This window comes from Fluviibacterium sp. S390, from assembly GCF_049800695.1.
Lineage (GTDB): Bacteria > Pseudomonadota > Alphaproteobacteria > Rhodobacterales > Rhodobacteraceae > Meridianimarinicoccus.
Map to the genome: position 1 here is coordinate 1 of NZ_JBNAFN010000012.1, position 26,348 is coordinate 26,348.

General features: G+C 64.5%; 20 protein-coding genes. 8 read left to right on the forward strand and 12 right to left on the reverse strand.

The window, feature by feature from the left end:
• Positions 1 to 63: 63 nt before the first annotated feature.
• The 3 genes from ACP15K_RS10955 to ACP15K_RS10965 all read left to right on the forward strand — a co-directional run bounded on the left by ACP15K_RS10955 (position 64) and on the right by ACP15K_RS10965 (position 6,364).
• Complete coding sequence (locus tag ACP15K_RS10955) at positions 64 to 1,074, forward strand: IS30 family transposase (protein WP_424990000.1); 1,011 nt, start codon at positions 64 to 66, stop codon at positions 1,072 to 1,074.
• Positions 1,075 to 1,177: 103 nt separating this feature from the next.
• Positions 1,178 to 1,564 carry a hypothetical protein gene (locus ACP15K_RS10960; protein ID WP_193142746.1) on the forward strand — a complete coding sequence of 129 codons (387 nt, stop codon included), beginning with the start codon at positions 1,178 to 1,180 and terminating at the stop codon, positions 1,562 to 1,564.
• Positions 1,565 to 1,573: 9 nt separating this feature from the next.
• Positions 1,574 to 6,364, forward strand: coding sequence for a glycosyltransferase (locus ACP15K_RS10965; RefSeq protein WP_424990515.1), 4,791 nt, complete (start codon positions 1,574 to 1,576; stop codon positions 6,362 to 6,364).
• On the opposite strand, the gene ACP15K_RS10970 is transcribed toward ACP15K_RS10965, so the two are convergent.
• Positions 6,350 to 7,453 (reverse strand): NAD-dependent epimerase/dehydratase family protein, encoded by a 1,104-nt coding sequence (locus ACP15K_RS10970; protein WP_193142744.1) that lies wholly within the window; start codon positions 7,451 to 7,453, stop codon positions 6,350 to 6,352. The genes ACP15K_RS10965 and ACP15K_RS10970 overlap by 15 nt on opposite strands.
• Positions 7,454 to 7,553: 100 nt before the next feature.
• Between ACP15K_RS10970 and ACP15K_RS10975 the strand changes: the two genes are divergently transcribed.
• From ACP15K_RS10975 to ACP15K_RS10990, 4 genes are read left to right on the forward strand one after another with little or no spacing between them, the layout of a single operon-like run.
• On the forward strand, positions 7,554 to 7,766 hold the full coding sequence (locus ACP15K_RS10975) for a hypothetical protein (RefSeq protein ID WP_193142743.1): 213 nt from the start codon (positions 7,554 to 7,556) through the stop codon (positions 7,764 to 7,766).
• A complete protein-coding gene (locus ACP15K_RS10980; protein WP_424990516.1) occupies positions 7,763 to 9,616 on the forward strand; it encodes a caspase family protein in 1,854 nt (617 codons plus the stop codon). The genes ACP15K_RS10975 and ACP15K_RS10980 overlap by 4 nt, the downstream gene beginning before the upstream one ends.
• The gene (locus tag ACP15K_RS10985; protein ID WP_193142741.1) at positions 9,613 to 10,329 is read left to right on the forward strand and encodes a formylglycine-generating enzyme family protein; all 717 of its coding nucleotides are present in this window, start codon (positions 9,613 to 9,615) and stop codon (positions 10,327 to 10,329) included. Before ACP15K_RS10980 ends, ACP15K_RS10985 begins: the two co-directional genes overlap by 4 nt.
• A 1-nt stretch (position 10,330) precedes the next feature.
• Positions 10,331 to 11,101 (forward strand): formylglycine-generating enzyme family protein, encoded by a 771-nt coding sequence (locus ACP15K_RS10990; protein WP_193142740.1) that lies wholly within the window; start codon positions 10,331 to 10,333, stop codon positions 11,099 to 11,101.
• 86 nt (positions 11,102 to 11,187) lie between these two features.
• Here ACP15K_RS10990 and ACP15K_RS10995 read toward each other — a convergent pair whose 3' ends face one another.
• From ACP15K_RS10995 to ACP15K_RS11025, 7 genes are all read right to left on the reverse strand, one after another.
• Positions 11,188 to 12,123 (reverse strand): metallophosphoesterase family protein, encoded by a 936-nt coding sequence (locus ACP15K_RS10995; protein WP_193142739.1) that lies wholly within the window; start codon positions 12,121 to 12,123, stop codon positions 11,188 to 11,190.
• Positions 12,113 to 13,552 carry a hypothetical protein gene (locus tag ACP15K_RS11000; RefSeq protein WP_193142738.1) on the reverse strand — a complete coding sequence of 480 codons (1,440 nt, stop codon included), beginning with the start codon at positions 13,550 to 13,552 and terminating at the stop codon, positions 12,113 to 12,115. The genes ACP15K_RS10995 and ACP15K_RS11000 overlap by 11 nt, the downstream gene beginning before the upstream one ends.
• An 11-nt stretch (positions 13,553 to 13,563) precedes the next feature.
• Entirely contained in the window at positions 13,564 to 14,232 is a 669-nt protein-coding gene (locus tag ACP15K_RS11005) for a hypothetical protein (RefSeq protein WP_424990517.1), read from the reverse strand.
• A gap of 107 nt (positions 14,233 to 14,339) precedes the next feature.
• Positions 14,340 to 15,197, reverse strand: a complete 858-nt coding sequence (locus tag ACP15K_RS11010; protein WP_424990518.1) for an SdiA-regulated domain-containing protein — start codon at positions 15,195 to 15,197, stop codon at positions 14,340 to 14,342.
• A gap of 46 nt (positions 15,198 to 15,243) precedes the next feature.
• Complete coding sequence (locus tag ACP15K_RS11015) at positions 15,244 to 15,918, reverse strand: hypothetical protein (RefSeq protein WP_424990519.1); 675 nt, start codon at positions 15,916 to 15,918, stop codon at positions 15,244 to 15,246.
• 373 nt (positions 15,919 to 16,291) lie between these two features.
• Positions 16,292 to 19,735, reverse strand: a complete 3,444-nt coding sequence (locus tag ACP15K_RS11020) for an ATP-binding protein (protein WP_226926006.1) — start codon at positions 19,733 to 19,735, stop codon at positions 16,292 to 16,294.
• Positions 19,735 to 20,985, reverse strand: a complete 1,251-nt coding sequence (locus ACP15K_RS11025) for a metallophosphoesterase family protein (RefSeq protein ID WP_193142733.1) — start codon at positions 20,983 to 20,985, stop codon at positions 19,735 to 19,737. The genes ACP15K_RS11020 and ACP15K_RS11025 overlap by 1 nt, the downstream gene beginning before the upstream one ends.
• Before the next feature lie 366 nt (positions 20,986 to 21,351).
• Here ACP15K_RS11025 and hisD point away from each other — a divergent pair, with 366 nt between their 5' ends.
• Positions 21,352 to 22,641, forward strand: a complete 1,290-nt coding sequence (gene hisD, locus ACP15K_RS11030) for a histidinol dehydrogenase (protein WP_424990520.1) — start codon at positions 21,352 to 21,354, stop codon at positions 22,639 to 22,641.
• 58 nt (positions 22,642 to 22,699) lie between these two features.
• Here hisD and ACP15K_RS11035 read toward each other — a convergent pair whose 3' ends face one another.
• The 4 genes from ACP15K_RS11035 to ACP15K_RS11050 form a co-directional block, all read right to left on the reverse strand.
• Complete coding sequence (locus tag ACP15K_RS11035; protein WP_193142731.1) at positions 22,700 to 23,392, reverse strand: RraA family protein; 693 nt, start codon at positions 23,390 to 23,392, stop codon at positions 22,700 to 22,702.
• Positions 23,389 to 24,084: an alpha/beta fold hydrolase gene (locus ACP15K_RS11040; RefSeq protein WP_193142730.1), complete on the reverse strand. Its 696-nt coding sequence runs from the start codon at positions 24,082 to 24,084 to the stop codon at positions 23,389 to 23,391. The genes ACP15K_RS11035 and ACP15K_RS11040 overlap by 4 nt, the downstream gene beginning before the upstream one ends.
• A 37-nt stretch (positions 24,085 to 24,121) precedes the next feature.
• A complete protein-coding gene (locus tag ACP15K_RS11045) occupies positions 24,122 to 25,246 on the reverse strand; it encodes a cobalamin-independent methionine synthase II family protein (protein ID WP_424990521.1) in 1,125 nt (374 codons plus the stop codon).
• 75 nt (positions 25,247 to 25,321) lie between these two features.
• Positions 25,322 to 26,305, reverse strand: coding sequence for a cupin domain-containing protein (locus tag ACP15K_RS11050; protein WP_424990522.1), 984 nt, complete (start codon positions 26,303 to 26,305; stop codon positions 25,322 to 25,324).
• Between the last annotated feature and the right edge of the window lie 43 nt (positions 26,306 to 26,348).

A 26,348-nucleotide genomic window follows, 5' to 3' on the forward strand; every position in this document is an offset into this window, starting at 1 on the left:
GGTGGATTCACAAACGAAGTGCAAATTTTGTACGAATACAGAGAGTTGCATGGAGTATGAAGAATGGGAACCCACTATTGTCACCTGAAGCTGGACGAACGGCGCAAGCTCGCAAAGTGGCTGGAAGCCAAAATGCCGGTCTCAGAGATTGCGGATAGATTGTGCCGCGACCCCTCGACGATCTACCGGGACATTAAGCGGAACCGATATACTGACGAAGAAATACCGGAGCTGAACGGCTATCACGCTCTCGTCGCTCAAGACAAATACGAGCAGCGCCGTGCTGTCCATCGCAAGATGATCGCTCATCCTGAACTCAAGGCCGCCATCGAGGATCGGCTGAAGGCTGGCTGGTCGCCAGAGCAGATAGCCGGTCGCATGCGATTGGAACGTCATCCGATCCGCGTGAGCCACGAGACGATCTATCGCTTCGCCTATTCCAAGGACGGTCGCGAGGAGCAGTTTTATCGGCACCTTCCCGAACATCGCCGCCGCCGCAGGCCGCGTGGCTATCGCAAGCATAACCGGACCCACATCTTCGACGTTCAAAGCCTGTCCCACAGGCCTGAGCGCATCTCTGAGCGTGCCGAGTTCGGCCATTGGGAGTGCGACCTGATGATGTTCCGCAAGGAGCATGGAAAGGTGAACGTGACGTCTCTGGTCGAGCGCGTCAGTCGTTTCGCCGTTGTCATGCGCAATGAGGATCGCCAATCCAAACCGATCATGGAGGCGCTGATCCAGGGGCTAGCTCCCCTGCCCGCCGATGCACGCCAGTCGATCACCTTTGATCGCGGCACCGAGTTCTCCGCCTGGCGGCACCTGAAAGCCGGGATAGGTGCAGATGCATGGTTTTGTGACCCACAAGCTCCGTACCAGAAAGGCACAGTCGAGAACACGAACAACAGGCTGCGGAAGTATCTCCCCAGATCCACCGAACCGACGGCGCTGACAAATCGATACTTGAGGTCGATTTGCCACCGCGTCAATTCCACGCCGCGCAAGTGCCTCGGCTACCGAACGCCCGCTGAGGTGTTTCAAAGCGAGCTGATGGAGTTACAGAACCGGCTGGAGTAAAACGACATATCAGGAACTGCACTTCACCGTGAGCTCACACTGCGACAGCCAAAAATTGACCTGCGGCCCAAGTTGACGTAGGATCAAGCAGGAGGCCGGTAACATGGCGGACAATCACAATATTCGGAAAATCGGGGCTGCGGCACTTCTTGGCGCCAGCGTGGTCATCATCCCTGTCGGATGTGACATGGTCCCGACACCGGCCGGGAGTGCATCTTCCACTGCGCAGGATGCGGCCTATCAAAAGGCCCTTCAGTCCAAGTCCGCCGCCGATGTGACCGGCTTCATCGAAGCCTACAGCAGCAGTTCGCAATCCGCCAACCTGCTGAACGCAATGCCCGCGTCAACGCTTGCCAACGTACCGCGCAGCAGTGTTCTCGGGCTCTCGCGCGGCGTGCAACGGCAACTCGACTACTCGGTGCAGAACCTGTTCGGCTTGACGAAGGTTGCCGACTCCAATGGCGGCTCCAACGGGCGCAACGGGTCGTAGACCCGGCGCATGACCTGCCGACAGATGGCCGCCCCCAGCCTGAGCGTTGTCATCACCAATTTCAACTATGGACCGTACCTGGGCGCGGCGATCGACTCTGTCCGGGCACAAAGCCTGCCGGTCGATGAACTGATCGTCGTTGACGATGGCTCCGGTGACGCGAGCCGCGAAATCCTTGACCGCTATGACGACCGCCTGATCGCAATCCGCAAGCCGAACGGGGGGCAAGCCTCTGCGTTCAATGCCGGACTTGCCCGTACCACCGGCGAGATCGTCGTGTTTCTGGATGCCGATGACGTGTTGGAACCGGACGCCAGTGCGCTGATCCGGGCAAGCTGGAACCCCGCATTGGCGGCGCTTGGCTATCGCATGTCCCTGATCGATGAGACCGGCGCGCGGATCGGGGCCTATCCGCTTTGGCCGCCGTCCGGTGACATGCGGCCGGACCTGCTGTCTCGCGGCCAGTTTCCCTTCGTTCCCACGTCGGGAAATGCCTTCAACGGCGCGCGTCTCAGGCCGTTCTTCCCGCTTCCCGAGGCCCGTTGGCGGATCAGCGCAGATGCGGTTCTGTTGCGGCTTGCCGCAATGCTGGGGCCGATCCGTCAGTTGGACATTCCACTTGCGCGCTACCGGGTTCACGGGGGCAACGGGTACTATCGCACTGCCGAGCCGCAGCAGGCGGTTCTGGACCGGGCAGCGCATGATGCCGTCGATGCCTGCCTCGCGACCGCCGATGTTCTGGCGGCCGCAGGAGACAAGGGCGGCGCGACCCCGGCGGCGGTGTTCGAGTTGCGCCGCGCCGCGCTTGGCCTAGCGCTGGACGCCCGAAGAGGGGGCGATCCACGGATGACACTTGCGCGGATTGGCGGGATCGCGCGGCGCCTGAGCGGGGGATCGTTGCGGCTTGCGATGGTCATGACCCTGTTTCGCGCCACACTCCGCACGACTGGCGGTTTGACGGTCGGTCTGGCGGATCGATCGGGTCGATCGGCCCTTGCACGCGCTCTGGCAGAATTGAGCCAGGGTGCCCGAATGCTGGCCGCGCGCAAAGCCCTGTACCCCAGCCGCTGGCTTGTACCGTCGGCATCGCAAACCCGCCCTGCGAATCATCTGGCGGCGCGAAGCGGCTATAACCACTTCGATTGGACCCGCAGCGACGATGGCATGGTGTTGCACCGTCGGGCCGGAGAGATCTCGGTGCTTCCCGCCGACCCGCCCGACGACGGCCTGAGCATCGCCTTTGACATGCGCGCACTTGGCAGTGCGCCGATAGAGGTCGAGATCCGGGCCGGTGAAAAGCGCCTCGTTGTCGGGCGGATCGACGAAAGCGGCAGGCTGAAGGCGGTCCTGGGGCCCGCGCAATTCGGCACCGACGGTGTCGCCCGGCTGGTGGTGTCCGCCCGGTTGGCAGCAACCAGTTGGAGGTCCCGACTGGCCGCGCCCTTCAGACCCGCCGCCCTGCTGTCCGTCGAGGCCGTGACCTGCGCGCCGCTGATCCCGGATGTTTGCCTGCCGCTGCTGTGCAGCGGTGAGACCCTGGACGTTGACGCGTCCTTGCAGGGAATGATGAAGGAGGCGGATGGCACGCTGACCCTGCGGGTGGCGCGCCCGGATCCCATGCGCCGGACCGCCCTGGAGCTTTGCTTCGGGCCGGAACAACCATCAGGGCTGCTGACGGCCACCGCAGATGACGGCATGGTCACAAGGGCACATGTCACCGCCTCGGCACGCGTGGTGTTGGAGGTGCCACCAGCAAGGGCCGATCGGCAGGGTCCGGCAACCCTTGCCCTGCGGTTGACCCCGGAGGAGCCGGGGGATCCGGCGGAACTGCATCTGACTTCGATCCGTTGCCCTTACAGGACGCCGCCCTGGCCGCGCATGCTTGCCCCGGGCGTGATCCATGATGCGGCTGATCTCGCCGAAGAAGGGGGCATCTTCACGGGCGGCTGGGACACCACGCGCGGGGTGGAGCTTGCCGATTTTTCCGGGATGATCGCCTTTTCCCTGCCGCCGGATATTGGCCCGTCGCCCGAGTTGGAGATGGTGGTGCTGCTGCCGCAGGCCACAGACGACCGCCAGCCCCGCCTTGCGGTGACCGTCGGCGCAGAGGTGGTGGCGGGCGTGACAATCGCTGAAACCGGCGTGCTGCGCATTCCCTTGGATGGGGCTGTGTCTCAGGGATGGCGTCGCCTTGATGTTGGCGTTCATGTGGCGGGCGGCCCGGTGGAGAAACCGGAGCGTATCCGGTTGCGGATCCTGTCGCTGACGCTCAACACCAAGATGCCCGCGCTGCCACGGGTGCAGACAGTGGCCCGGCATGACACCCCGTTCACCCTGATTGCCGATGCGGCGGCTGCTCTGCGACGATCTCCGGACCTTGTCAGCGACGGCGAAACCGTGGCGCGGATCGACACGGCCCTGCAAACCTGCACGCGCTGCGGCGCGGTGCTGTCACGCCCGCAGATGCTTGAGGATCTGTTGACCATTGGCGCGGCACGGGCGGCGACGGATGGCGCCGGGACAATCCCGATCCCCGTTCAGGGGGCCGGGGAGGAGATGCCGCGCCAACTGGCGCGGGCCATCCTGCAAACTCCGCCCTGGCAGGCGCTGGAGGCGGGGTCGTTCCTCGACACCCTCGGCAATCCGCTGCTGTCCCGCCCTGAACAGATCGCCCGCTACCTCACCGCAGATTGGCACCGGGTGGAATCGGACGCGGACCTGCGGGCCTATGAACGGCATGTTCTGGCACTGGCGGGCTGGGTGGCCACCTGCTTTTCCGCCCGGCCGCCCGGCAGCCCCCGCTACCGGATGGCCGAAAGCCTGCTGCACCGGTTGCGTCCCCTGCCGCTGCTGTTTGCGGGTCACAACATGCGGCCTGTTTCCCAAGCCATGGGGCGGGCGCTGGACGCCTATCACCTGAGCCGCGATCGGCGGATCACCCTGACCGGAGCGCCCGTTGCAGGGCCGCGCATCCGCATTGCTGCGCTTCTGCGGCAGCAGGCCGATGTGCCGGAAACCCGCATTCTGGCAGGGATGCTGGGCGCTCTGCCATCAGCGGATTACGAGATCACCGTCTATACGCTGGAGCGCGAGGAGGAGCCGCATCCGCTGCCCCCCCAATTTCGGATCGTCCCGCTGGACTGGCTGGAAACCGATGCCGCCATGGCAACCATGCGGTCCTTGCAGCCGCATATCTTCTGGCTGGCCTCGCATTTCAGCGGCCCTGACAATCTTGCCGCGATCTGTGCCCATCGCATCGCGCCATTGCAGATTGCCACGACCGCCGTCTCGCCGGCCACCACCGGATTGGGCAGTTTCGACGTAATGCTCGGCGACAGGGAAACCGCCGATCCCGATCTTTCCGGGCAGTATACCGAGACGCTGGTTCTGGCCGACCACCCCGTGCAGCGGTTCGCACCATCGGAACACCGACCCGACCGGACCCAGGCCAGTCCGCTGCTTCGGGCGCGGTTAGGACTGTCCGGGCAGGCCGTGATCCTTGTCAGCACGGCGCACACCGACAAGATTTCGCAGGCACTTCTGACGGCTTGGCTGAAGGTTCTGGCCGCCGTGCCCGATGCGGTTCTGGTCCTGTATCCCTTCGCCGCGAACTGGCGTCTTGGAAGATCGCGGTCGGGGTTCGTCGCCCGCGTTCAGGCGGCCTGCGCGGAGCAGTCCATCCCGGTGACGCGTGTGCGGATCGAAGCGCCCGTTCCCGCCGGGACAATCCCCGACCTGCTGGCGGGCGCCGATGTGTTTCTGGACAGTTTTCCTTATTCCGGCGCGACCACGGTGGTCGAGGCGCTGCAAGCCGGCACCCCGGTCATCAGCCTTGACCGGAAACAGACCCAGGCGGGACGGCAAGGTGCTGCCTGGCTTCGGGCATGGGGTCTGGGCCACCTTGTTGCCCAGACGCCGGATACCTATTGCACCCTCGCGGCAAGCCTAGCCGGGTCACAGGAAGCCCGCGCCGCAGCCCGTGCTGCCATCCACCCGCCCCGAAGCATGGATCGCGCCATCTATGGTGCCGCGCTTGCCGCGACCATTGCCGGTCTGCCCGGCGTGCCGCGCCCCGAACAGCGCCCCCGGTACGTGTTTCACCACATGGCCAAGGCCGGCGGCACGACCTGCCGCAAGGTCTTCGCGGACTGGTTTGACGTGGTCATCGACGAGCGTGATCCCTGGGCGGAAGAGGCGCCGGGGCCGCCCGTTGACCCTGCGCAATTGGACCCGACGCAACTGCTGTGGAGCCATTTCAACCCGGCCAGCCAGCACTTGCGGACGCGCTATCCCGCGCTGCTGTCCGACCCGAATTTCCGGATCCTCACCTTCGTCCGCAACCCGCTGGATGCGGCGCTGTCGTCCTATTTCTTCGAATGCCGGCACCGGGCGGATCACGATCCCGGATTCGAACCGATGCCCATCGACGACCACCTGAGCCGCGCGCCGCTGCATCCCCTGATGTATCACCTGTCCTCGATCGACACCGACTGGCGGCGGGCGCTGGACCGCTATTGGTTCGTCGGCACGCTGGAGAACATGGGGCCGTGCCTGTCATGGCTCGCGCAGGCTTTTGGCCGGCCCGCACCCAAGGATCTGCCATGGCTCAACCGAACGCCGCGCGACCTTCAGCCCTCGCCCGAGGCGGTGCGCCGGTTTCGGAGGCAGGCCGCGCTGGACTACGAGATCTTCGCTGCCGCGCGCCAACGGATGGAGGCCATGCTGGCCAGCGATCCTTGCAAGGTCATGGCGCACCATGGGCTACAGCCCGTCAATCCATCGGGATCAGGGGGTGCATAGACCGTCCACAAGTTCCGCAATCAACTCGCGCGCGTTTCGCGACGGGGTCCACTGAGGAAAGGCTGCACGAAAGCGCCCGGTGTCCGATATCCACCACTTGTGATCGCCATAGCGGGCCTTGGGGTCGATCTCCAGCCGGGCCGCGCGCCCGGACAATTCGCCGGCCATGTCAAGCGCCTCCAGCACGGACACCGAGGCCGCTGGCCCACCGCCGAGGTTATAGACACCCAGTCCCGGCCGCCCTGCGGCCAGCCAAACGGCTTCGGCCACATCCTCGGCCAGCAGGTTGTCGCGCACCTGATAGCCGCCATACCCGCAAACCCTATAGGTGTCCCCGGCCAGCACCGTTCGCACCAGATGGTTGAGAAACCCGTGCAAGGCGGTCCCGCGATGCGCAACCCCGGTCAGGCACCCGGCCCGGAACACCGTCGCATCCAGCCCGAAGCGCAACGCGTATTCCTGGGTTAACAGGTCGGCCGCCGTCTTGGACACGCCGAACACCGAATGGCGGCACTGGTCGATCGACATGCCCTCGTCAATGCCCGACGCGGCATAGGGGTGGTCTGTCGGCAGCACCAGCCGCTGTCCTTGCCGGTCCAGCGGCAGCTCGTTGGGGCGGTCGCCATAGACCTTGTTGGAACTTAGCAGCACGAAATGGGCCGATGGGGCGTGATTGCGGACCTGCTCCAACAGATCCAGCGTTGCCACCGCGTTGATGGCAAAATCCTGCACCGGATCGAGGGCGGACCAGTCGTGCGAGGGTTGTGCGGCGGCATGTACGATTATGGCAAAGCCCTGGCCGCGCTCTTGAAACAGTCGGGACAGGGCTCGCGTGTCGCGCAGATCAATGTCGAGGGTCCGGTAGGTGGGGATATCCCGGCAGAGCGCCGCGCCCTCTGCCCGCGTGCTGGCCGCGGCCCCGAAAAACTGCGCCCGCGCGTCATTGTCGATGCCGATCACCTGCAGCCCGGTCCGCGCCAGTCGGCGCACCACGGCGCTGCCCACCAGTCCGTGTGCGCCCGTGACCAATGCCGTATCGCCCGGACCCATCGCTGACCCACCCCCGTTTTGTGCCTTGTCGACCGGCATGACTGCCCGTCCGAGCCTTGCGCCCAGATTGCGGAAAAATTGACGAAAATGCCGATTTATGGCTATAGTGTTAATACTTTTTGGACCTCGAGGCTATGCAATGCTGAAGCGAACGACGGTCATCATCCTCGCAATCCTTGTGACGCTGGTCGGCGCCTATCTTTATTTCGCCTACCGTGTCCCCGCCGGTGTGACGCCGCAAAGCGGCTCGGGCGAAACTCTGGCGCTGGTCGGACTGGCGACTTCGGTCGTCGGATTGCTGACCTCTGTCGTGGGACTGATCGGAAAGGTGCTGGACGCGCGCAAGTCATGACCTGTCACCGGGCGCAGATGCGGGCAATCCTGACCGGGGCCGCGCTTTGGGCCGGGTCCGGGGCCTTGGCGCTCGACCAGTCCTACGAAAAGCCCGGCGGGCTGGAGGATTGGGGGCGGCAACTTCAGTATTTCGTGCAGGGCAGTGAATTGGGCTATCGCCGCAGCTATGCCCTGGTGATCGGGATCAGCCAGTTCGAGCATTTCACGACGCTTCCGACTGCATCCGATCCTATCCGCATGAAGGATTTCCTGCTGGATGAGGCGGGCTTCGACTATGTGCATCTGTTGACCGAAAAGGATGTCACCCCACAACGCGTGCGCCAGTTGATGCTGGATGATTTTCGCCAACGTGTCGGGGCCGAGGACAGGATGCTGTTCTACTGGTCCGGTCATGGCCACACCGAATTGAACAGGCGGGGGGAGCCGTCGGGTTATCTTCCGGTTGCCTCGGCGCAGGCTGGCCAGTTGAGCCAGATGGTCAGCATGGAACGCCTGACGGAATGGGATTCCCACATCAAGGCCAATCAGGTGCTGTACCTGCTGGACAGTTGTTTCAGCGGCTTTGCCGGCACCGTCAGCAAAAGCAGCACCCGCGACATCACCCTGTCGCAGATGGCCCGGCCCAGCCGCCACATCATCACCGCCGGAACCTACGAACAGGAAACCATTGCCACCGAGCGGATTTCGGGCAGCATCTTTACTTATGCGGTGCTGGAAGCCCTGCGCGGCATCGCCGATACCGAAAGCGGCGGTTTTGAAAGGGACGGGTTGGTCACGGTCAACGAGATCGAGGACTACGTGAAGAAACGGGTGAAGCAACTGGCCGATGCGGCCGGTTGGCGCCGCCCGATTACGCCGCAGGTCTGGGATCTGGGCGCCAATGAAGGTGAATTCTTCTTCGTGTCCACCAACCGCAAGCAGGAAACGCTGGCAAAGCAGGGCGGTCAGTTCGTGGGCATGGAATACGGCATTCCCAAGTCATCGGACGGACGCGCGATCCGGCCCTATCACATGGGCGACGATCCCATATCCGGGCAGAGTCTGTTTGTCGAAGCGGTCCTGACCTCGAACGCCGCCGGGCTGGAGCGTTATCTGGCCACCTTTCCCGACAGCGACTATTCCGATCTGGCCCGCAACGCGCACCGGAACCTCGGGGCTTTGGGCGGGCGCCCGCACGATGATGCCGACACCGACACGCTGTTCTGGGAATCGATCCGGGCCAGCGTGCTTCCGGTCGAATTCCAGCTCTACCTCGATCTGTTCCCGGGCGGTGCCTACCGCGATCTGGCAAGGGCGCGGATGAGCGCGCTGGAGCGTGCCGGAGAGGTTCAGGAATTCCTGCTGGCCGGGCAGCCGATGTCCACCCATGCGCGTCTGCGGCAGGACGCGCTGAACAAGGCACGCGAATTGCCGCTTGAATTCGTTCAATACGGGTTGATCGCGCTTGGCTATCCCATCGATGATCCTGCCGGGGTGATGACCTCGCAAACCCGCCGTGCCGCGCGGGCCTATCAGGCGTCCGTCGGGGCCGAACAGACCGGTGTGCTGACCCCGTGGCAGCGCGTGGATGTCGTGCTGAAGGCCGCGCAGATCGGGGATGATCATGCCGAAACCGCCACCGGCATCATGATGGCCGAAGGCATGGGCCTGCCAAAGAACGAGGCGATGGCGCGCAAATGGCTGGAACGCGCGGCGCGCAAGGGCAACGGCTATGCGCAGGCCAATCTGGCGATCCTTTATCGGGACGGTCGGGGGGGCGACGCGGATTCCGACCGGGCCCGGACCCTGCTGCAGCAGGCCGTGGACCAGGACATCCCCGGTGCCGGTGAGCTGCTTGAAACGTTATGAGACGGGCCCGGTTCATCGCCTGGCTCCTGCTGGGGGTTGCGGCCGCGGTGTCGACCCATGCGCAGGGGCTTCTTCTGCCCGGACCAAGGGAACGGCTGGTGCAGGACTGCGACCATTGCCCGGTTATGGTGGTGTTGCCTGACGGGCTGATGATCAGCCAGACGCCGGTCACTCGCGGTGACTTCCGCGCCTATGCCGAGGCCACGGGCTGGAAGCGGGAAGGCTGGGGATGCGACTGGTCCTTTGCGCATATCGCGCAGACCGATGCGCATCCGGTGGTCTGCGTCTCTTACCAGGACGCGGCGGGCTATGCGGACTGGCTGAGTGATCTGACGGGACACAGCTATCGCCTGCCCACGCGCGCCGAGGTACGCTACGCGGCGCTTGGCGGCAGTCACGGGAACTACTGGTGGGGGCAGTCGGTGGGGGTTGGCCGCGCCAATTGCGACGGCTGCGGCGGGGCGGATGCCGGGACCGGGACGGTGCCCGTCGGCACCTATGACAAGAACCGCTACAACGTCGCCGACGCGGTGGGGAATGTCTGGATCTGGACCAACGACTGCGCCACCCCCGATTGTGCAGAGCGCTACCTGATCGGCGGCGGCTGGTCCAGTTCCCCGGCCGCGCTGCGCATGGATGCCGAAATCTGGAACCGGGTGGATGCGCCCTACAACCACTACGGGATGCGCGTCATTCGAGAGGGAGAGTTGTGACATGAGGCATGCTTGGATCAAGCTGGCATTGCTGGCGGTGACGCTGGCACCGGTGGCACTGTCCGCACAGGGCATCAGGGATTGCACCGAATGCCCAGAACTGGTGGAACTGCCCGACGGCACGCTGATCGGGAAATATCCCGTCACCCGTGGCCAATATGCGGTCTTCGCCGCTCAAACCGGCCATTCGGGAAACGGGTGTTCGCTGCGGCGTGGCACCCGGCGCGGCTGGAGCGAGACATCCGACTGGACCAACCCCGGCTATCCTCAACAGGACGATCATCCGGTGGTCTGTGTCAGCTGGAATGATGCCGTGGCCTATACCGATTGGCTGACCGAGCGTACCGGCCATCTGTACCGCCTGCCCACCTTGGAGGAATCGGCGCGGGCCGCCGCAGGGGGGGCCACGACCGAATTCTGGTGGGGCGACGATTACGACGCGATCTGCGGGTTCGCGAATACGGCAGATGCGGCCTTCAAGACCGGTTTTCCCGAAGATGAGCGCCCGCTTCAGACCTGCGATGATGGCTATGTCAACACCGCCCCCGTGACCGCTTTTCCCGCCAATGGCTGGGGTTTGCACGATGCGGTTGGCAATGTCTGGAACTGGACGAATTCCTGCCTGCGCGGCGATTGCTCGAACGCCATCTTCCGGGGCGGTGGCTGGGATACGCCGGTGCGCAAGTACTTTCGACCGGCGGAGTATTTCGGCGACAGGATCGTGCTGCGCAACGACGTGATCGGCATTCGGGTCTTGCGAGAGCCGGAGTAGGGGCCGCCTGCCAAGCCGTCTGGGTCCGGCAAGGTCGGGCGCGTCCGTTCAAGACCCCGGGCTGTTTGGACCGGGCCATTTCCCTGTCACTTCACAAGGTCAAGACGCTTCAGCGTGGCTTGTGGCGACACGATCTGCTTGGGCAGGCTGGCCGGGTTCAGCGGTGTCTGAAACCCCGCACCCGTATAGGCGGTGACCGCGCGCAGTTTGTTTCGGTCGAACTCCAGCACCGTAAAGCTGTGGGCGCTGCGCCCCGCGTCGCCGATCAGCACCCGCGGGCCACCGCCCAGGCAGGCCTGCGAGATGTAGGCCACACCATCCTTCCAACCCGGATAATAGGCGTGATGGTGGCCTGACAGGTGAATGTCGACGCCCAGCTTGTGATAAAGCGCCTCAAGCTTCGGGTCGCCGATGATCTCGCGCTCGCGCTTCTGGGCGAAGGGCCACAGCGGCAGGTGGCTGAAGGTGACGGCCGGCCCGTCGCCGTCGACAACCGCCGACAACCGCGCCATCTGATCGCCGCGCAAGGGGCCAAGGGTGGTGGCGTCGAGCGAGACGAAGCGCACACCCTCCATCTCGAAGGCATAGAAATACGGGTAGTTCGCATCGTCGAGATAGCGCAGCTTGGGTTTGCGGGCGCGCCATTCCTCGCCATAGATCCGCCGTTCCCCTTCAAACCCGCCATAGGCCGAAGCGTCATGATTGCCCGGCGTCACCGCCAGCGGGATGCCCGCCTTTGCCAGCGGATCACTGACCACGCGGTGAAACCCCGCCCACATGGCGCGCACCTGCTTGGCGCTCAGGGCCGGCGAGCGTTGACCGGCCACCATATCGCCGGTGGCAATGACCAGATCGGGGTTCAGGGCAATGATCTGCTGGACCGCAACGGGCACCCGGCTGGAATAGGTGGTCGAGCCGTAGGAGCCATTGAGATCAGAAATCACCACGACCCGCAGCGCCGCCGCAGGACTGGCCAGCAGCGTCAGAAACAGCAGGGCGGTGCCAAGAAGATTACGCGCCATTGCAGCTCACCTCGATCGCCTTGGCCGTGCCGGTCAGGAAATAGGCGTCCGGATCCAGATCGAAGGTCAGCTTTCCGTCGGCGCAGCTTTGGCGCAGGATGCCCGCCGCCAGAGCGGTGTTCTTCACGATCTGTCGCACCTGCCCGTCGTCCAGCCCGACCGAGGTGGCCACCCATTGATACAGCGGACCCTGCGCCTGAAGATCGGCATCCAGCGCCATCAGCTTGCGATAGGTGTCCGGCCTGAAGTGCCGCAGCTTTTCCAGCATCTGCGTGGACTTGGCGAAATTGGCGTATTGCACCCGACCGCCCGCGTCATTGTCGTTCAGGTTGGTGCGGCGCAGCAACTGCGCCGTGGCGGGCACATCGCCGTCGCCGGCTTCGTGATGCTTGGCCTTCTTCGTCTGCACTTCGCCCGCCTCGGTCCAATAGTAATATGGCGTGAAGTCGATGTTGCCGACGCGATCCTGCTGGCTGAAGATGTAGTCCAGAAGAACGATCTCGCTCAACTCGGTCATCCAGTAGACCATCTGCTGCGGCGTCCCGTCATCGCCCAGATCACGGGCGATCTGGCGATCCTTGCGCCCCTCGTGCAGACCGTGCGCGATGGCCTCATCCAGGGGCAGATCCGAGCGCAGGGCAAGGAAGGCCGGGGTTTGCTGGAAATCCTCGTTCTGGCCCTTGCCCCAGCCGGACTTACGGGTGCCGTTGACCTCGGATCCATAGCGATGGCCGGGGCTGGACAGAAGCACGCCGTAGATCTGGCTGCGGTCGGCGGTGAACAACTCGTCCGTGGGGCTATAGCTGGACGGGTTGCGATCGGCGGCAGCGAAGGCCTGCCAGCCAGCGTGGTTCATCCGTCCACTGGACCGGCTGCCCGACAGCGCAAGACCGGGCTCGGCGACCTCGGTCTGATGCATCTTCGCGTCCATGCTGCGCCAGACCGCCACCGGCACGATCACCGTCGCGTCGAAGTAGCGGGAGAAATGATAATACAGCAGCGAGGACGGCGCGAAGGTGCCACTGGTGCCCTTGGCATTCATCGTGGATTTGAACTTGGCCAGATCGTCGGCGGCCAGATCCTTGGCCGATTTTCCTTCCTTGCAGGCATTGCGCTCGAATTCCGCACGATTTCCGGCATAGGCGCCTTCGCTGACGTCATAGACCATCATGCCGGGGCTGGTGCTCCAGGTCTTGGGGCAAAGGGCGACGTCGGCGGCATAGAAGTCGATGGCGCAATAGTCGGCTTCTTCCTTGGCATCATGCTTGCTGTAAGTGCCGCCGGGGATCGGCGCGATCCGCACGCAATGTTCGCTCACACCGTTGGGGCTGGTAAAGGCCGTAGCTTCGCCCACCACCGCGTCCGAGGCCTGCGCCGCCCCGGCCATCAGAACCAGGCCGGCAAGGCCGGGGATCAGGTTTCTATGCATCAGGTGACGTCCTATTTGGGGCAAATGGCGGCCTGTTCGGCGCTGGAGATCTTCAGCGACGGATCCACCTTGAACTTTGCGAAATGCGCGTCGATCCATTGTGAACACCCGCCCGAGCAGCCGGCGCCGTTTCGGGCGTCGTCCCAGTATTTCTTGGCACGCTCCTCGCTCCAGCCGCAGAATTGCACCAGCGCCATAGCCGACACCGCACCCGAGGAATGCACCCCCCACATGCAATGCACCAGAACCGGGCCGGACGCGGGGTTCTTGATCGAGGCGTGGATCTGCTGCATGAGGTCGGCGGTTCGGGTCGATCGGCCCCCTTCATAGACCATGCTCTGGCCGCCGCACTGGGTGGTGCCATAGGTGGTGTTCTTGCCGAAATCGATGTAACGCGCGCCGGAAAACCCGGCTTCGCACAACTCTTCGCGTTGCGCGGAATTCAGCCCGGTGCGGGCCTTGTCGCCGCCGTGGAACCCGGCCCGGTAGAGCACGCCGGACATGACCGGGCGGAAGAAGGCCAGCCCGTCGGCCGGACCGCTGGAGCGTTCCAGCATCTGCTTGCTGCTCGGCCCGCCGTTGCGCGCTGTATAGTCCGAGGCCATGGCGGCTGCACCAAGCAACAGGCTTGCGATCAGCGCGATGCCGAACAGGGGTTTGCGGGGGCAGTGTGAATTCATCTCGATCCTCTCGCGCCTTGGACGGCAGAACGCTGTTTTCGCTACGGGCCAGACTAACCCGCAGGGCGCAACCGTCCACCGGTTTTCTGCGCTGGCCTTGCCCTTTCCTAGCCGGGGGCACCGTCCCTGAGAACCTCGAAGACAAACAGACGCGAGGACTTGCCGTCGTCGTTCACGATCAACAGGCGATCGGTCTCCGGGTCGTGGGCAATGCCTTCGGCATGGGGCAGCGGACGCGGTTTCTTGTCCTTCAGCCAACCCAGTGCAAAACTGTGGGCCGGGCTGTCGCCGGAGGGGTCGAAAAGAAACAGCCGCTGGCCCCGGTCGCTGACGATCCACAGGCAGCCGGTCGGCCGGTCCACGCTGACCCCCGAGACATCCAGCGGACCGTCGCCCTGGTCGTCATCGACAAAGCCAAGCGCCGGGGTCAGTTCGGTGGCGCGCAGGATTTCTGTCAGGTCGGCGGAAATCTCCAGCAGCAGGCGGGGTCGCTTTTCCTTCAGCACGAAAATCCGGTCGCGGCCGGGATCGACAGCAATGCCTTCCAGAAGGTCGTTGCTGTCCGAGGTGGCGAAGGCGCGCTCGACGGCCGAATACCCCGTCATCTTCGACAGCGGAAACGCCGTACTGTCCCAGGTTTGCGGGTCGGTCGCGAGGATTTCAGCAGCACCTTCGTTCACCGTCAGGATGCGGTTGCGGGCTGCGTCCCAGGCAATCCCCTCCAGATCGGGTTGCTTGAGCGCAATATCATCGCGGCCCTTCAAGCCGCCTTTCGGCCCCAGGCTGAAGATCGCTGCCGTATCATCGCTGACGCTGAGAAGCGCGCGCCCATCTTCGGACAGTGACAGGCCAGAGGGTTCTGAATAGCCCTTTGACGATTTGGCGATCTTGTCGCTGTCCAGATATCGCACCGCCGGCGCGCCGCAATCGGCCTGGGCATGGCTTCCGAGCCCGACCAGGAGCAAGGCGATCCGCACGCTCTGTGGGGCGCGGCATATCATCCAGGGCGGCTCATGCGAGATGCCAATCGGAAATATGCCCCGGTTGTGAAGCCTCCAGATCCATCATCGCATGAACAAGCCCGTCCTGGGTCGAACCCTTACTGCCCACAACGCTGAAGGCAAAAGTGTGCTTGGCCTTGGACTTGCGCACCCCCGTGATCCGGTAGCCGGAGTGTTGCAACTGGGCTTCCAGATCGGATCGTGCCGTCGGGATGCTGTGTTTGTCGGCGAACTTGATCTCGATCACATGGCGCGGAACGCCCCCGAAGAAATACATGATTGTCCAGGCGCTGGCCGTGGTGATCACCGCCATGACTGGCAGATCAAGCCCGACGCACAGCCCGATCAGCGTCACAAGGATCAGACGCATGGTGTCCGTCATGCTGTCCATATCGGTGCGGAACCGCAACAGCCCCCCGATGCCGAAGATCACGAAGCCGATGATTGCCCCGTGGTTCATGACCAGGAACCCGACAACCATGCCGATCAACGCATAGACGAACAACGTTCCGGGCAGATTGTACTCGCCGCCCTTGCGGCCACCGGTGCGGTTGGCTGGATGATAGGCGATCGCGGCGGTCATTGCGGTGACCTCCAGCAGCCCCAGCAGGAACTGGCCCATTTCGCGCCATTCGGTCAATTGCGCCCAACCCTTGCCCGTCACGTTCAGGTTGTCCGTCAGCATCCCCGACGGGTCGATCTGCGCCCATGCGGCACTTGCAAGGCCAACCGCGGCAAGCAGAAAAGCCAGGGCAATAGCCGCCCGTCCTGAACGAAAGGAACCGTACCGGACGGGGTCGATGTCATCAGCGGGCATTGTCAGAAGGTCTCCAGGGGCAGTTCATGCAGAGGGTATGGCGCAACGACGAAATGAAAAGCAGGTCTTTCGCAGGGATACAACATCGGTTGGGCTTTGGGGGCCATTCTTGCCCGATGAAACTGACCCCATGTTGAAAGGCCATGTCGGTCTTTTCGCGCGTGGCCGGTCTGGGCAAGCTCGGTTGCAGCCGGCGGAACCGGCGGTTCATTCCGTTTGCCGCACAGCGTCGGGCACAGCGCTAGGCGCGGGAAATGTCATGCACCTGCAGATCCGTGCCGCAGATGTCGCGAGCCAGATCCACCACATGTTCGTGGTGGGTAAAATACAGCGCCTGACCGTGGCGCCCCATTTCCCGCAACAGGCTGATCGCTGCCGAAGTGCGGGTGTTGTCGAAGGTTTCCATGATGTCATCGGCCAGAAACGGCAGCGCGATCCCCTTGGTGGCGTATTCCCTGTACCCGGCCAGACGCAGCGCGAGATAAAGCTGGAACCGCGTGCCCTTCGACATCTCGGCGGCCGAGACCGACCGCCTGTCTCCGGCACGCAGGGCCAACAGGATCTCCTTGTCACCATCGGTCTGGGTTTTCAGATCCTCGTAACTTCCCGACGTGAGGGTGCGGAAGGCCTCGGCGGTCGCGGCCAGCATTCCGCTGCGATGGGTGTCGCGGTAACGGCTCAGCGCCAGTTCCGCCGCCGCCAGACCGATCTGCACCCGAAGATAGCGGCGGGATTGATCGGCCAAGTCCAGCGCAAGGGTCGTTGCCTTTTCCGACAGGCGGGCCACCGCGTCGTCGCCGCCAAGCGCCTGAAGCTCTTTCTCCGCGAGGCGCAGGTTGCCGATCGCCAGATCGACAGCCGAGTCCGCCGTCGCCAGATCGCTTTCAAGGGTGGCGCATTGGGCGGTGATTCCGGGCAGGTCGTGGGTTTCCAGCAATGTGACGGCGGTCGTGAAATCCTTGCAGCCCAGCCGCGCGGCGATGTCGTTTTGCTGCGCGGTGATCTTGCCGCGCAGGTCCGCAGCGGCCCGCGCCTTTGCGACCACATCGACAAGGTCGGCGGCTGTCTGGATGTCCTCGGCATTGGGAAAGTCCTTGGCCATCTTCCGAAGGGCAATGCGCAAGTCGTTCAGCTTGTCGGCGGCGGTGCCCTCGGTCTGGCGATGCCGGGCGATCTGCTCCAGCCGCGTGGCTTGCGCCGATGCAGCAGCCTTGGCCGTATCAAGCCGCCGTTTCAGGGCAGACGCAGTAGCAAGCGGGTTGTCATGGGCAGGCTCTTCCAGATCATCGGCCAGGCGGTCGATCGACTGGCGAAAGTTCTCCAGGTCCTGCTCCATGGCCGCGATGCGGCGCTGTAATTCAGCGCGCTTGTCGGAGGTTTGCAACAGTTTGCGCAATCGGGGCAGAGCGTCAAGGAACCCGGCGGGCGCGCGCAAGAGGGCGGGCATGGCGTTGCTGGCAGCCTCCCACGCCGTGATTGCGGCATCGAACGCCTCTTGGGCATCCTTCAATGCCATTTCGCGCTGCGCATGGGTGCGGTGCGCGGTCTGCAGCGATTTGCGCGCCTCGGCATTCCGTGCGGCGCGTTTCGCGCGCCGGTCCCGTTCCTCCGCCGCCAGGGCGGCAAGCCGCGCCAGCGGGGTCCGGTCGTCTTGCGGCAGGCCCAACAACCCGCGCAGGCGTCCTGTCGCTACGCTTGCCGCCGCTTCGCAGGCCGCCAGCGTGTCTTGCGCCTGCCCGCGCTTCGCCACTGTATCGTGCGCGCGGTACAACTGGGCGTGCCAGTCTTTCAGGTCCAGCGGATCGAAGTTCTCCGGCAAGCCGAGGTCTGCGAACAAGGCCCGAAATCCCGCCAACAGCGCGTCGCGTTTTGCGTTGGCTTCCCGGCAGGCGGTTTCAGCGTCGGCCAAGACCACCCTGGCCTCGGACAGGGCCACCTTTGCATCACGGATCCGGGCGCGATCCTGGGCCATGCCAAGACGGGCATCCTGCACCGTGTCATGCACAAGCATCTGTTGGTGAAAGGCCTGGGCGGTGTCGCGCGACAGGGTCTTTTCGTGTGTGTCCCACAACGCGTCGCGCTGGTGGCGCGCGGCCTCGGCCTGAGCATCGGTGATCACCCCGGTGTCCCGCTCAAGCTCCTCTAGGCGGGTTTTCGATCTTTCCAGATCCAGCCTGGCATTGGCGTGCCTGTCTTGCGCTTTTTCGACCGCTTGCAGGCAGGTGCGCCACGTCTCAAGACGTCGTGCAAGTTGATCGTCCGTGACCAGCAGGTTCGGCAGAGCCTCGGGCCCACCGACCCACGGCAGAAGGCCGGCGCAGTCGCGGGCAAGATCGGCCGCGATGGTGGCGCGCGCGTCTTTCGCCCTCTCGACACGTTCGGCAAGCAGGCTTGGGGTCAGCTCATTCAAGACAGCCGCAAGGTCGGGCAGTTCGGTCTCTTCCTCTGATGGGGTCTCCTCAACTGCTTTGGCAAGGGCCTCGGCGGCCTCGGCGTGATCCCGGCGGCGATCTTCCAGCGTGCGGCGCGCGGTCTCGACCGCGCGGGCGAGGGTTTCATTGGCGGCCAGCACGATTTCGCCCATCGGGGCGGTTTCTGCGGGCCAATCCAGATCGCGATGCAGGGCGCGAATGTCAGCCTCAAGCGCCACGCGTTCGTCACGCCGCTTGGGCAGATCCCGTTCGGCGGTCGCGGCGCGGGCCCAGGGATCACCCATGACCAGCTCGATCCGGTCGCGGTGCTCCAGCGCCTTCGGATCGGGCTCTGCCGCCTCCGCATCCTTGGTCATCTGGGCGATGGCGTGTCGCGCCTCGGATTGCCGGGTGCGCGCCGTGGCCTCGGCGTCTTTCAGGCGGTCGGCCTCTTCGACCCATGGGTCGGGCAGATCGGGATAGGCGGCGAGGGGGGCCAATTCGCCCTCGGCTTGCCGGACGCGAACCAAAAGCGGCAGGCATTCCGCAATGGCGCGGGCCTGCGACAGCTGGGATTGAAGGGTTGCGCGGGCCGCACGGGCCGCGGCCTCCTGCTGCCGGGCGGTCTCATGCTCTCTCTTCAGACGATGATAGCGGCTCGCCGTCAGATCGATGTCCCGGATCTCTGCGTGCAGGTCCGCAAGGGCGCGCTTGCCAAGGGCCAGACGTGTCGTGCGGCCCCTTGGTTTGTGAAACGCCTCGGCCTCGGACCGCAAGCCTTCCAGAACCCCGCTCAGATCCGACAGCCCTGCCGCCGCCGAGAACAGAAGCTGGCCAAGGTTGCCGCCGCTGGCCAGGATGTTGTCGCCGCCTTCCTCGATGGTGTCATCGTCCAGCGAGAACATGGCGCGGTACTGATCGCGGGTGATGCCCGCAAGTGCTGCTTCAATGATGGTCTCGCCCACGGGTTGGTCGTTGGCATCCAGAAGACTGTTTTGCCGCCGCTTGATCCGGTTCAGTTCTACCGGGTTTCCGTCGATCTCCAGCACGCCGCCCAGACGCATCCGGTCATAGTCGTGCAGGAAGTTATAGGGGCTGCGCGTCGGCATCCCGTACAGCAGATCAAGGTAGCCTTCGAAGGCGGTCGTCTTGCCGGCCTCGTTGGGGCCATAAATCACATGCAGATCGGACCGGTCCGGATTGTGCGCGCCGAAGTCGATGGAGAAATCGGTGAAATGGCCAAAGCGGGTCAGATCGAGACGCCGAAGCCGCATCACGACGCGCTCCCGCCCTGCGGGGCCGCAAGGCAGGCTGCGATATCGTCGGCCCCCTCGGCGGTCAGGGTTTTGGCCAGTGCGGTCAGTTCATCCTCGCTCGCGCCTAGGGCGTCGCGGATGTCGGGGGGCAATTCACCGGCCAAGGCGCGCACAAGCTCTACGGCACGTTCCTCGAAGGCCGGGGTTGCGATCAGATCTTGCATGATGCCGGCAAGCTCGGCCCCGGCGCTGCCCTCTGTCCCGGACCGGGGTTGCGCGGACAGGGCGACCTCCAGCGTCTCGATGGCAATGCCGCCGATCCCGGTCAGGGCTTGGGAGAGTTCATCCCGGAACAGATCCTGATCGCGGCGGATCCTCCAGGCCAGGTCGGTGGTGCCGGTCAGGGTCACACGAGCCACAAGAAAGGCTTCGCCGTTGTGCCGCGCACAGGCACGCACCTGGTCCAGAACCGCGTGCCGGGCGTCGCGCCAGTCGTCGATCTGGCCCAGATCACAGGTTACCGCGTCAAAGATCACGACCGAGGTGGGGATTTCCTCAAGCGTGGCGTCGCCATCCTCGACCGTGACCAGTGTTGCGCTTTTCGGTCCGGCTTCACCGATGTCGCGGCCCTGTGGCATGCCGGGCATGACGATGAACGGGGCTTCGGCGTGGACCCTGCGGCGATGGATATGGCCCAGGGCCCAGTAGTCGAAGCCATGCTCGGACAACTCACGCAGGCTGCAGGGGGCATAGGTGTCATGGCCCGCCGCCCCGGCAAGACTGGTGTGCAGCAGCCCGATATTGAACAGCCCCGCCACCGGCGCCTTGAACCGGGGCAGAAGGCTGTCCGGGGCAGAAGGCTGGCTGAAGCTGACCCCGTGGATGGCCACGCCATGCTCTGGCAGCGGCACGACACCCCCATGGCCGGTGAACAGGGTCACGTTTGGCGGCATCTCGATCTCGCGCGACGGCGTGCTTTCGGCATCATGGTTGCCCCGGATCAGGAAAACCCGAATGCCCGCGTCGTTCAGGCGCTCGAACTGGCCGGTGACAAAGGCCGCAGCCTTCATGCTCTTGATGTCGCCATCGAACAGATCGCCGCTGATCAGTAAGGCGTGGGCGTCGCGCGCGATACAGGTGTCCGTGATGCGGCTCAGCGCCTGACGGCTGGCCGATCCGACGCGTGCGGCAAGATCCTCGTCCTTCAGGGCGAGGCTCTTGAGCGGGGAGTCGATGTGAAGGTCGGCGGAATGAATAAATCTGAACATGCAGGGGCAGCATCTGGAAGGCGTCGAGTCGATGCAACGGCCATTCTGCGGCTAATGTCAGATTGGCGCAGCCTGTCGGTTTGGAAACCGGGGCGGGTTGATGCGCGGCTGAGAGCGGTATCTTGCCTTTCGGTTCGTCCCGGTCTCGGGGGGGGTGTTCTAAGGCAGGCGGAAGAAAGGTGCATTTCCGGCAGCGGGAAGCACAAGTTTTGACAACGTGTGCAATCGTCCATTTCATAACAAAATGGCAGATAATGGCAGATAATGGCAGATCAATACCAAGCACCATCGTTCCAATGCGAATACGTTTGCAAAGCAGCCCCACGGCGTCTAGCTTTTCCCGAACTCCAAAGAAGGACCCTGACCGTGGCCGATTCCGACCTGTCATTTGCTGGCATACAGCATCGCAAAGCTCCCACGCGCAATGCCGCGTCCGATGCACAGGATGTTGCGGCGACGGTGGCCGAGGTGTTGGCTGCGGTCCGCGCGCAGGGCGACGGGGCCGTGCGCGCCTATGCCAGGAAATTTGACCAATCCGACCTGGACACTTTCGAAGTCAGCATGGCACAGCGCGAGGCCGCCGTTGCGGCGCTGGACCCCCAGACCCGCGCAGACACCGAATTTGCCATCGCCAATGTGCGCGCCTTTGCCGAGGCGCAGCGCGCCACCATGTTGCCGCTGGAAGTGGAAATCCGGCCGGGTGTGCATCTGGGCCACCGGATTATTCCGCTGGAACGGGTGGGCTGCTATGTGCCTGGCGGGCGCTATCCGCTTCTGTCCGCGCCGATCATGACCATCGTTCCGGCCCGGGTCGCAGGGGTGGAAGAAATCATCGCCTGCCTGCCGCCCAATGCGCATGAGGCCATGGTCGCCGGGTGTCACCTGTCAGGTGCCGACCGGATCTTCCGCATTGGTGGGGCGCAGGCGATTGCCGCGATGGCCTATGGCACCGAAACCGTGCCGCGCGTCGACAAGATCGTCGGCCCCGGCAATGCCTTCGTGAACGAGGCCAAGCGACAGGTCTTCGGCCCCATCGGGATCGATCAGCTGGCCGGCCCGTCCGAGATCTACACCCTTGCCGACAGCACCGGTGACGCGGAAACCATCGCCACCGATCTTCTGGCGCAGGCCGAGCATGACGTGCGCACGCGGGTTGGCCTGATCACCACCGATGCCGCTTTGGCCGACCGGGTTATTGCCGAGGTTGCGCGGCAGTTGGGCGCGTTGGAAACGGCGGCGACCGCCAGCGTCGCGTGGCAAGACTATGGCGAGATCGCAGTGGCCGAAGATGAGGCGGCGATGCTGGCCTATTCCGACCACATCGCGGCAGAGCATCTTCAGGTCCACACCGCCGATCCGCAGGCCACCGCGAAGAAGCTTCGGCACTATGGGTCCCTGTTCATCGGGGAGCTGGCCAGCGTGGTCTATTCCGACAAATGCTGCGGCACCAACCACACCCTGCCGACCATGGCGGCCGGGCGGTATACCGGCGGGCTTTGGGTCGGTGCCTATGTGAAGGTGGCCACCCATCAGTGGATGGAGCCGGAGGGCGTGCGCGCCGTGGCTCCGCCCGCCGTGCGCCAAAGCCGCAGCGAAGGGCTGGATGGCCACCGCCGTGCCGCGCAACTGCGGCTGGATCGGTTGCAGGACGGGTAGGCGGGGCAGCACCCCCGGACCCTGTCCAGAAGCGCGCTATTTTCGGGTCACGGGTGCGCTAGGTGCGGGCCTTTTCAAAGGCTGACCAGGCCGCTTCGAACGCCGCGAAATCGAAGTTTTCGCCGCGGGCCGGATCCAGCACCAGCCGCTCGGTCGCCTGCATGGTGGCAATGGCGGCTTCCAGGTGATCCACCACCTCGGGCGGGATCACCACCGCGCCGTGGCGGTCGGCGTGGATCAGGTCGCCGGGCCGCACCTCCATCCCGAAAACCGTGACGGGTACATCCAGCGCCGTGACATGCACGAAGCCATGGCTCGGCCCGATGGACCCTGCAACGACCGGATAGTCCGGCGCCATGTCGCCCAGATCGCGCATCACCCCGTTGGTCAGCGTTCCGGCCATGCCGAACCCCTTGTGGATGGTGGTGTTCACCTCGCCCCAGAAGGCGCCGATGGCGTTGGGCACGTCTTCATCCTCGATCACGCAGACCGAGGGTTTGGGCGCTTCGGCCATGGTCTTGTAGTATTGCATCCGTCGGGCCCGGATCACGTCGGGGGCCTCGTTGGGGGGCGACAAGGCCCGGATTTTCGCGGTGACCGCATGGCCGACCATGACCCCCTTCGGGTCGCTGGCCAGCACGGTGCCACGGGTAAAAGCGTTGAAGCCGCGCTTGCCTTGCGCCACTTCGATGGCATTGCACACCGTGGGCGTATCGACGGAGTTCAGCAGGGTCAGAAGAGAAGGGGTCATACGGCCTCCAGCCAGCGGCGCAGGGCCGCGTTGGTCGCGTCGGGTTGTTCCAGGGTGGGCAGATGCCCGGCGTTCGGGATGATCTCGAGCCGCGCGCCGGGCACCAGATCCCGGATCAACTCATGCCGGTGCACGGGGCACAGCGCGTCCTCGGCCCCGCACAGGGCAAGCGTAGGCACGGACACGGTGCGCAGGGTGTCTTGCTGGTCGGGGCGGCTGGCCAGCGCGCGGGACTGGCGGACAAACACCTCTGGCCCCAGATCCTCGGCCATCTGCATGCACAGCGCAAGGATCGCCGGCTTGTTTGGACCATCGGCCAGATAGAGCGGCTTCATCTCGTCCCGCATCACGGCGCGCAACTCTCCGGCCAGTGCCTTGGCCATCTGCGGATCCCGCATTGCGGCAACCTCGGGCACCTCGGCCTTGGGGTTGGTGTCAAGAAACGCCGCCCCGGCGATCCGGTCGGGCGCTTGCCGGATCACTTCCATCGCGACAATGCCGCCCATGGAGAGCCCGCCAAGGGCAAACCGGTCCGGGGCGCGATCCAGCACCAGGCGGGCCAGATCCTGAACCGTGTCGGCCTCGGTGATCGGCAGGACGTGAACCGGGCGCGCGCCCTCGAAGGCGGCGATCTGCGGGGCAAACAGGCGGGCGTCGCACATCATGCCGGGCAGCAGGACGAGCGGGGTCACGGGGTTGCCCCTTCGCTGTCCGGGGTCAACGTGCCGATCATTTCACCAGTCCCGCACCTTCGGCAAGCGCGCCCAGCTTGGCATAGGCAATCTCGGGATCGACCGCGCCGAAGCCCGCGAAGGTGCCAAACCCGCAGTCCGATCCGGCGATCACCCGGTCCGCACCGACGATATCGGTGAAGCGCGCGATCCTCTGGGCCACCAGCTCGGGGTGCTCGACGAAATTGGTGGTGGTATCCACAACCCCCGGCACCAGGATCTTGCTGTCGGGAATGTCCGCCTTGCGATCCCGGAAGGTTGTCCATTCATGGCCGTGGCGCGGGTTCGAGGTTTCGTACAGAACGTAGTCCGCCTTGGCAGACATCAGCGTGTCGAACATCTTGGCCATCGGGATATCACAGACATGCGGGCCTTCGTAGTTGCCCCAGCAGATGTGGATGCGGATCTTGTTGGCGGGAATGTCCGACAGCGCGTGGTTCAGAGCCTCCACATGGCTGGCCGCGATTTTCAGAAATTCGTCATCCGTCAGATCGTTGAACAGCATGTGCCGCGACAGGGCCAGATCGGGGCAATCCAGTTGCAGGTCCAGCCCGCTGGCGACGATGGTTTCGTATTCCGCCTTCATCGCGTCGGCGAGCGCGGCCAGATAGGCCTCGCGCGTCTTGTAGAAATCGTTCTGCAGGAACAGCGAGATCACGCCGGGCGAGGCCGCGTTCATGAAGCCGCGCTCCACCCCGTGTTTTTCCATTGCGGCCTTCAGGTTGGCGATGTCCTTTTCCAGCTCGCCCTGACCTTTCGAGCGCACCTCGCCCACACACATGGGACGGGCGTATTGCGGGGTTCCGCCATCGGCGGCCAGACGCTTCAGAAAGCTGGGAAATTTCTTCAGATCGGCGGGCGCATTGCGGGGGCTGTCGCCGTCAAAGCCGGTGTAGCGATCCTTCACATAGGTGGCATAGCTGATCTTCGAGGTTTCGCCGTCGCTGACAATGTCGATCCCGGCGGCGACCTGTTTGGCGACCGTATCATCCACGGCCTGCGTCATGGCCGCGTCGAATTCTGCCGGGTCATAGTCGGTGCCGCGTTCACGGGCAAAGATGAAGTCCACGACGGTCTGCGTGCGCGGCAGAGAGCCGACATGAGTGGTGAGGATGTTGCCCATCGGGAGCCTCTTTAGAAAGGATTGGAAGAAGAAACGGGCGCGGCGATCCTGCCGCACCCGGGGTCTGTCAGGATCTCAGCCTTGCCAAGTGTGGCCCGCCGGATCATCGGTGGTGACCACATGGTACAGGCTGGCCTCTCCGGTCATCGAGGGCACTGCGTTGTGGCGCAGGTTCTCGGGTACCGACATGGTGTCGCCGGGGGCCAGCACCGCTTCGCCCGCCGCATGGTCGCCATTGCCGTCCCAGCGCACGCGCCAGTGGCCGCGCATCGGCATCAGGACCGAGGGCTTGTCATGGGCGTGCATTTCTTCGCTGGCGCTGTCGCGGGTCATGAAGCCAACCTCGAAGCCGGGCCTGTCGCGCAGCACCCCGTTCTCTCCGATCACCAGCGCCGGGGTCTTGTCGGCCAGCGCCACCAGATCCCAGTACCGGGCGACGTGGTTGGGCAGCACATCGGCGGTGGTGGGCTCGGGCCGTTTGGCCAGCTCAGCGTCGCTCATCAGCGGCATCGGGTTCACACCGTCGGGCAACTGCTGGCCCTTCTTGGTGTCATAGAGCTTGCCGTTCTCACCCAGAACGAGGCCGTGATCGGCGGCATCCTCGATCACCTGCGGCGCCCACATGACGCCACCCCCGGCATCGTCGCCGCCGAGGATCGCCATGATCATGCCGTAATCGGTGCCGATGTTCTCGAACCCGCGAAAGATGCCGGTGGGAATATTGAAGATGTCGCCTTCTTCCAGCACCACCTCGCCGGCGGTGCCCCAGCGGCCCCAGAAAAAGCGCCAGCGGCCTTTCAGGACGAAGAAGACTTCAGCGGTGTGATGGTCGTGCAGCGAGTTGCGGCAGCGCGGCGGCTGGCCTGCGGCCCCGATGTTGAACCCGTGCGGCAGGCCGATGTGCACGTGCTGGTCGGGGCTTTCCGAGACGCCGCCGCCGATGATGGTAAAGTTCTCTTTCTGGTCGCTGCCCGGCGTATGGGCGTCGATGAAGGCGGTCTTGCAGGGTTGCAACTCGCCATAGCGCACGATGCGCGAGGTCATGTCTTGGGATGTCATGTCGGGTTTCCTTGGTGTGCCGAGCCCGTTGCGTGCCGGCGGG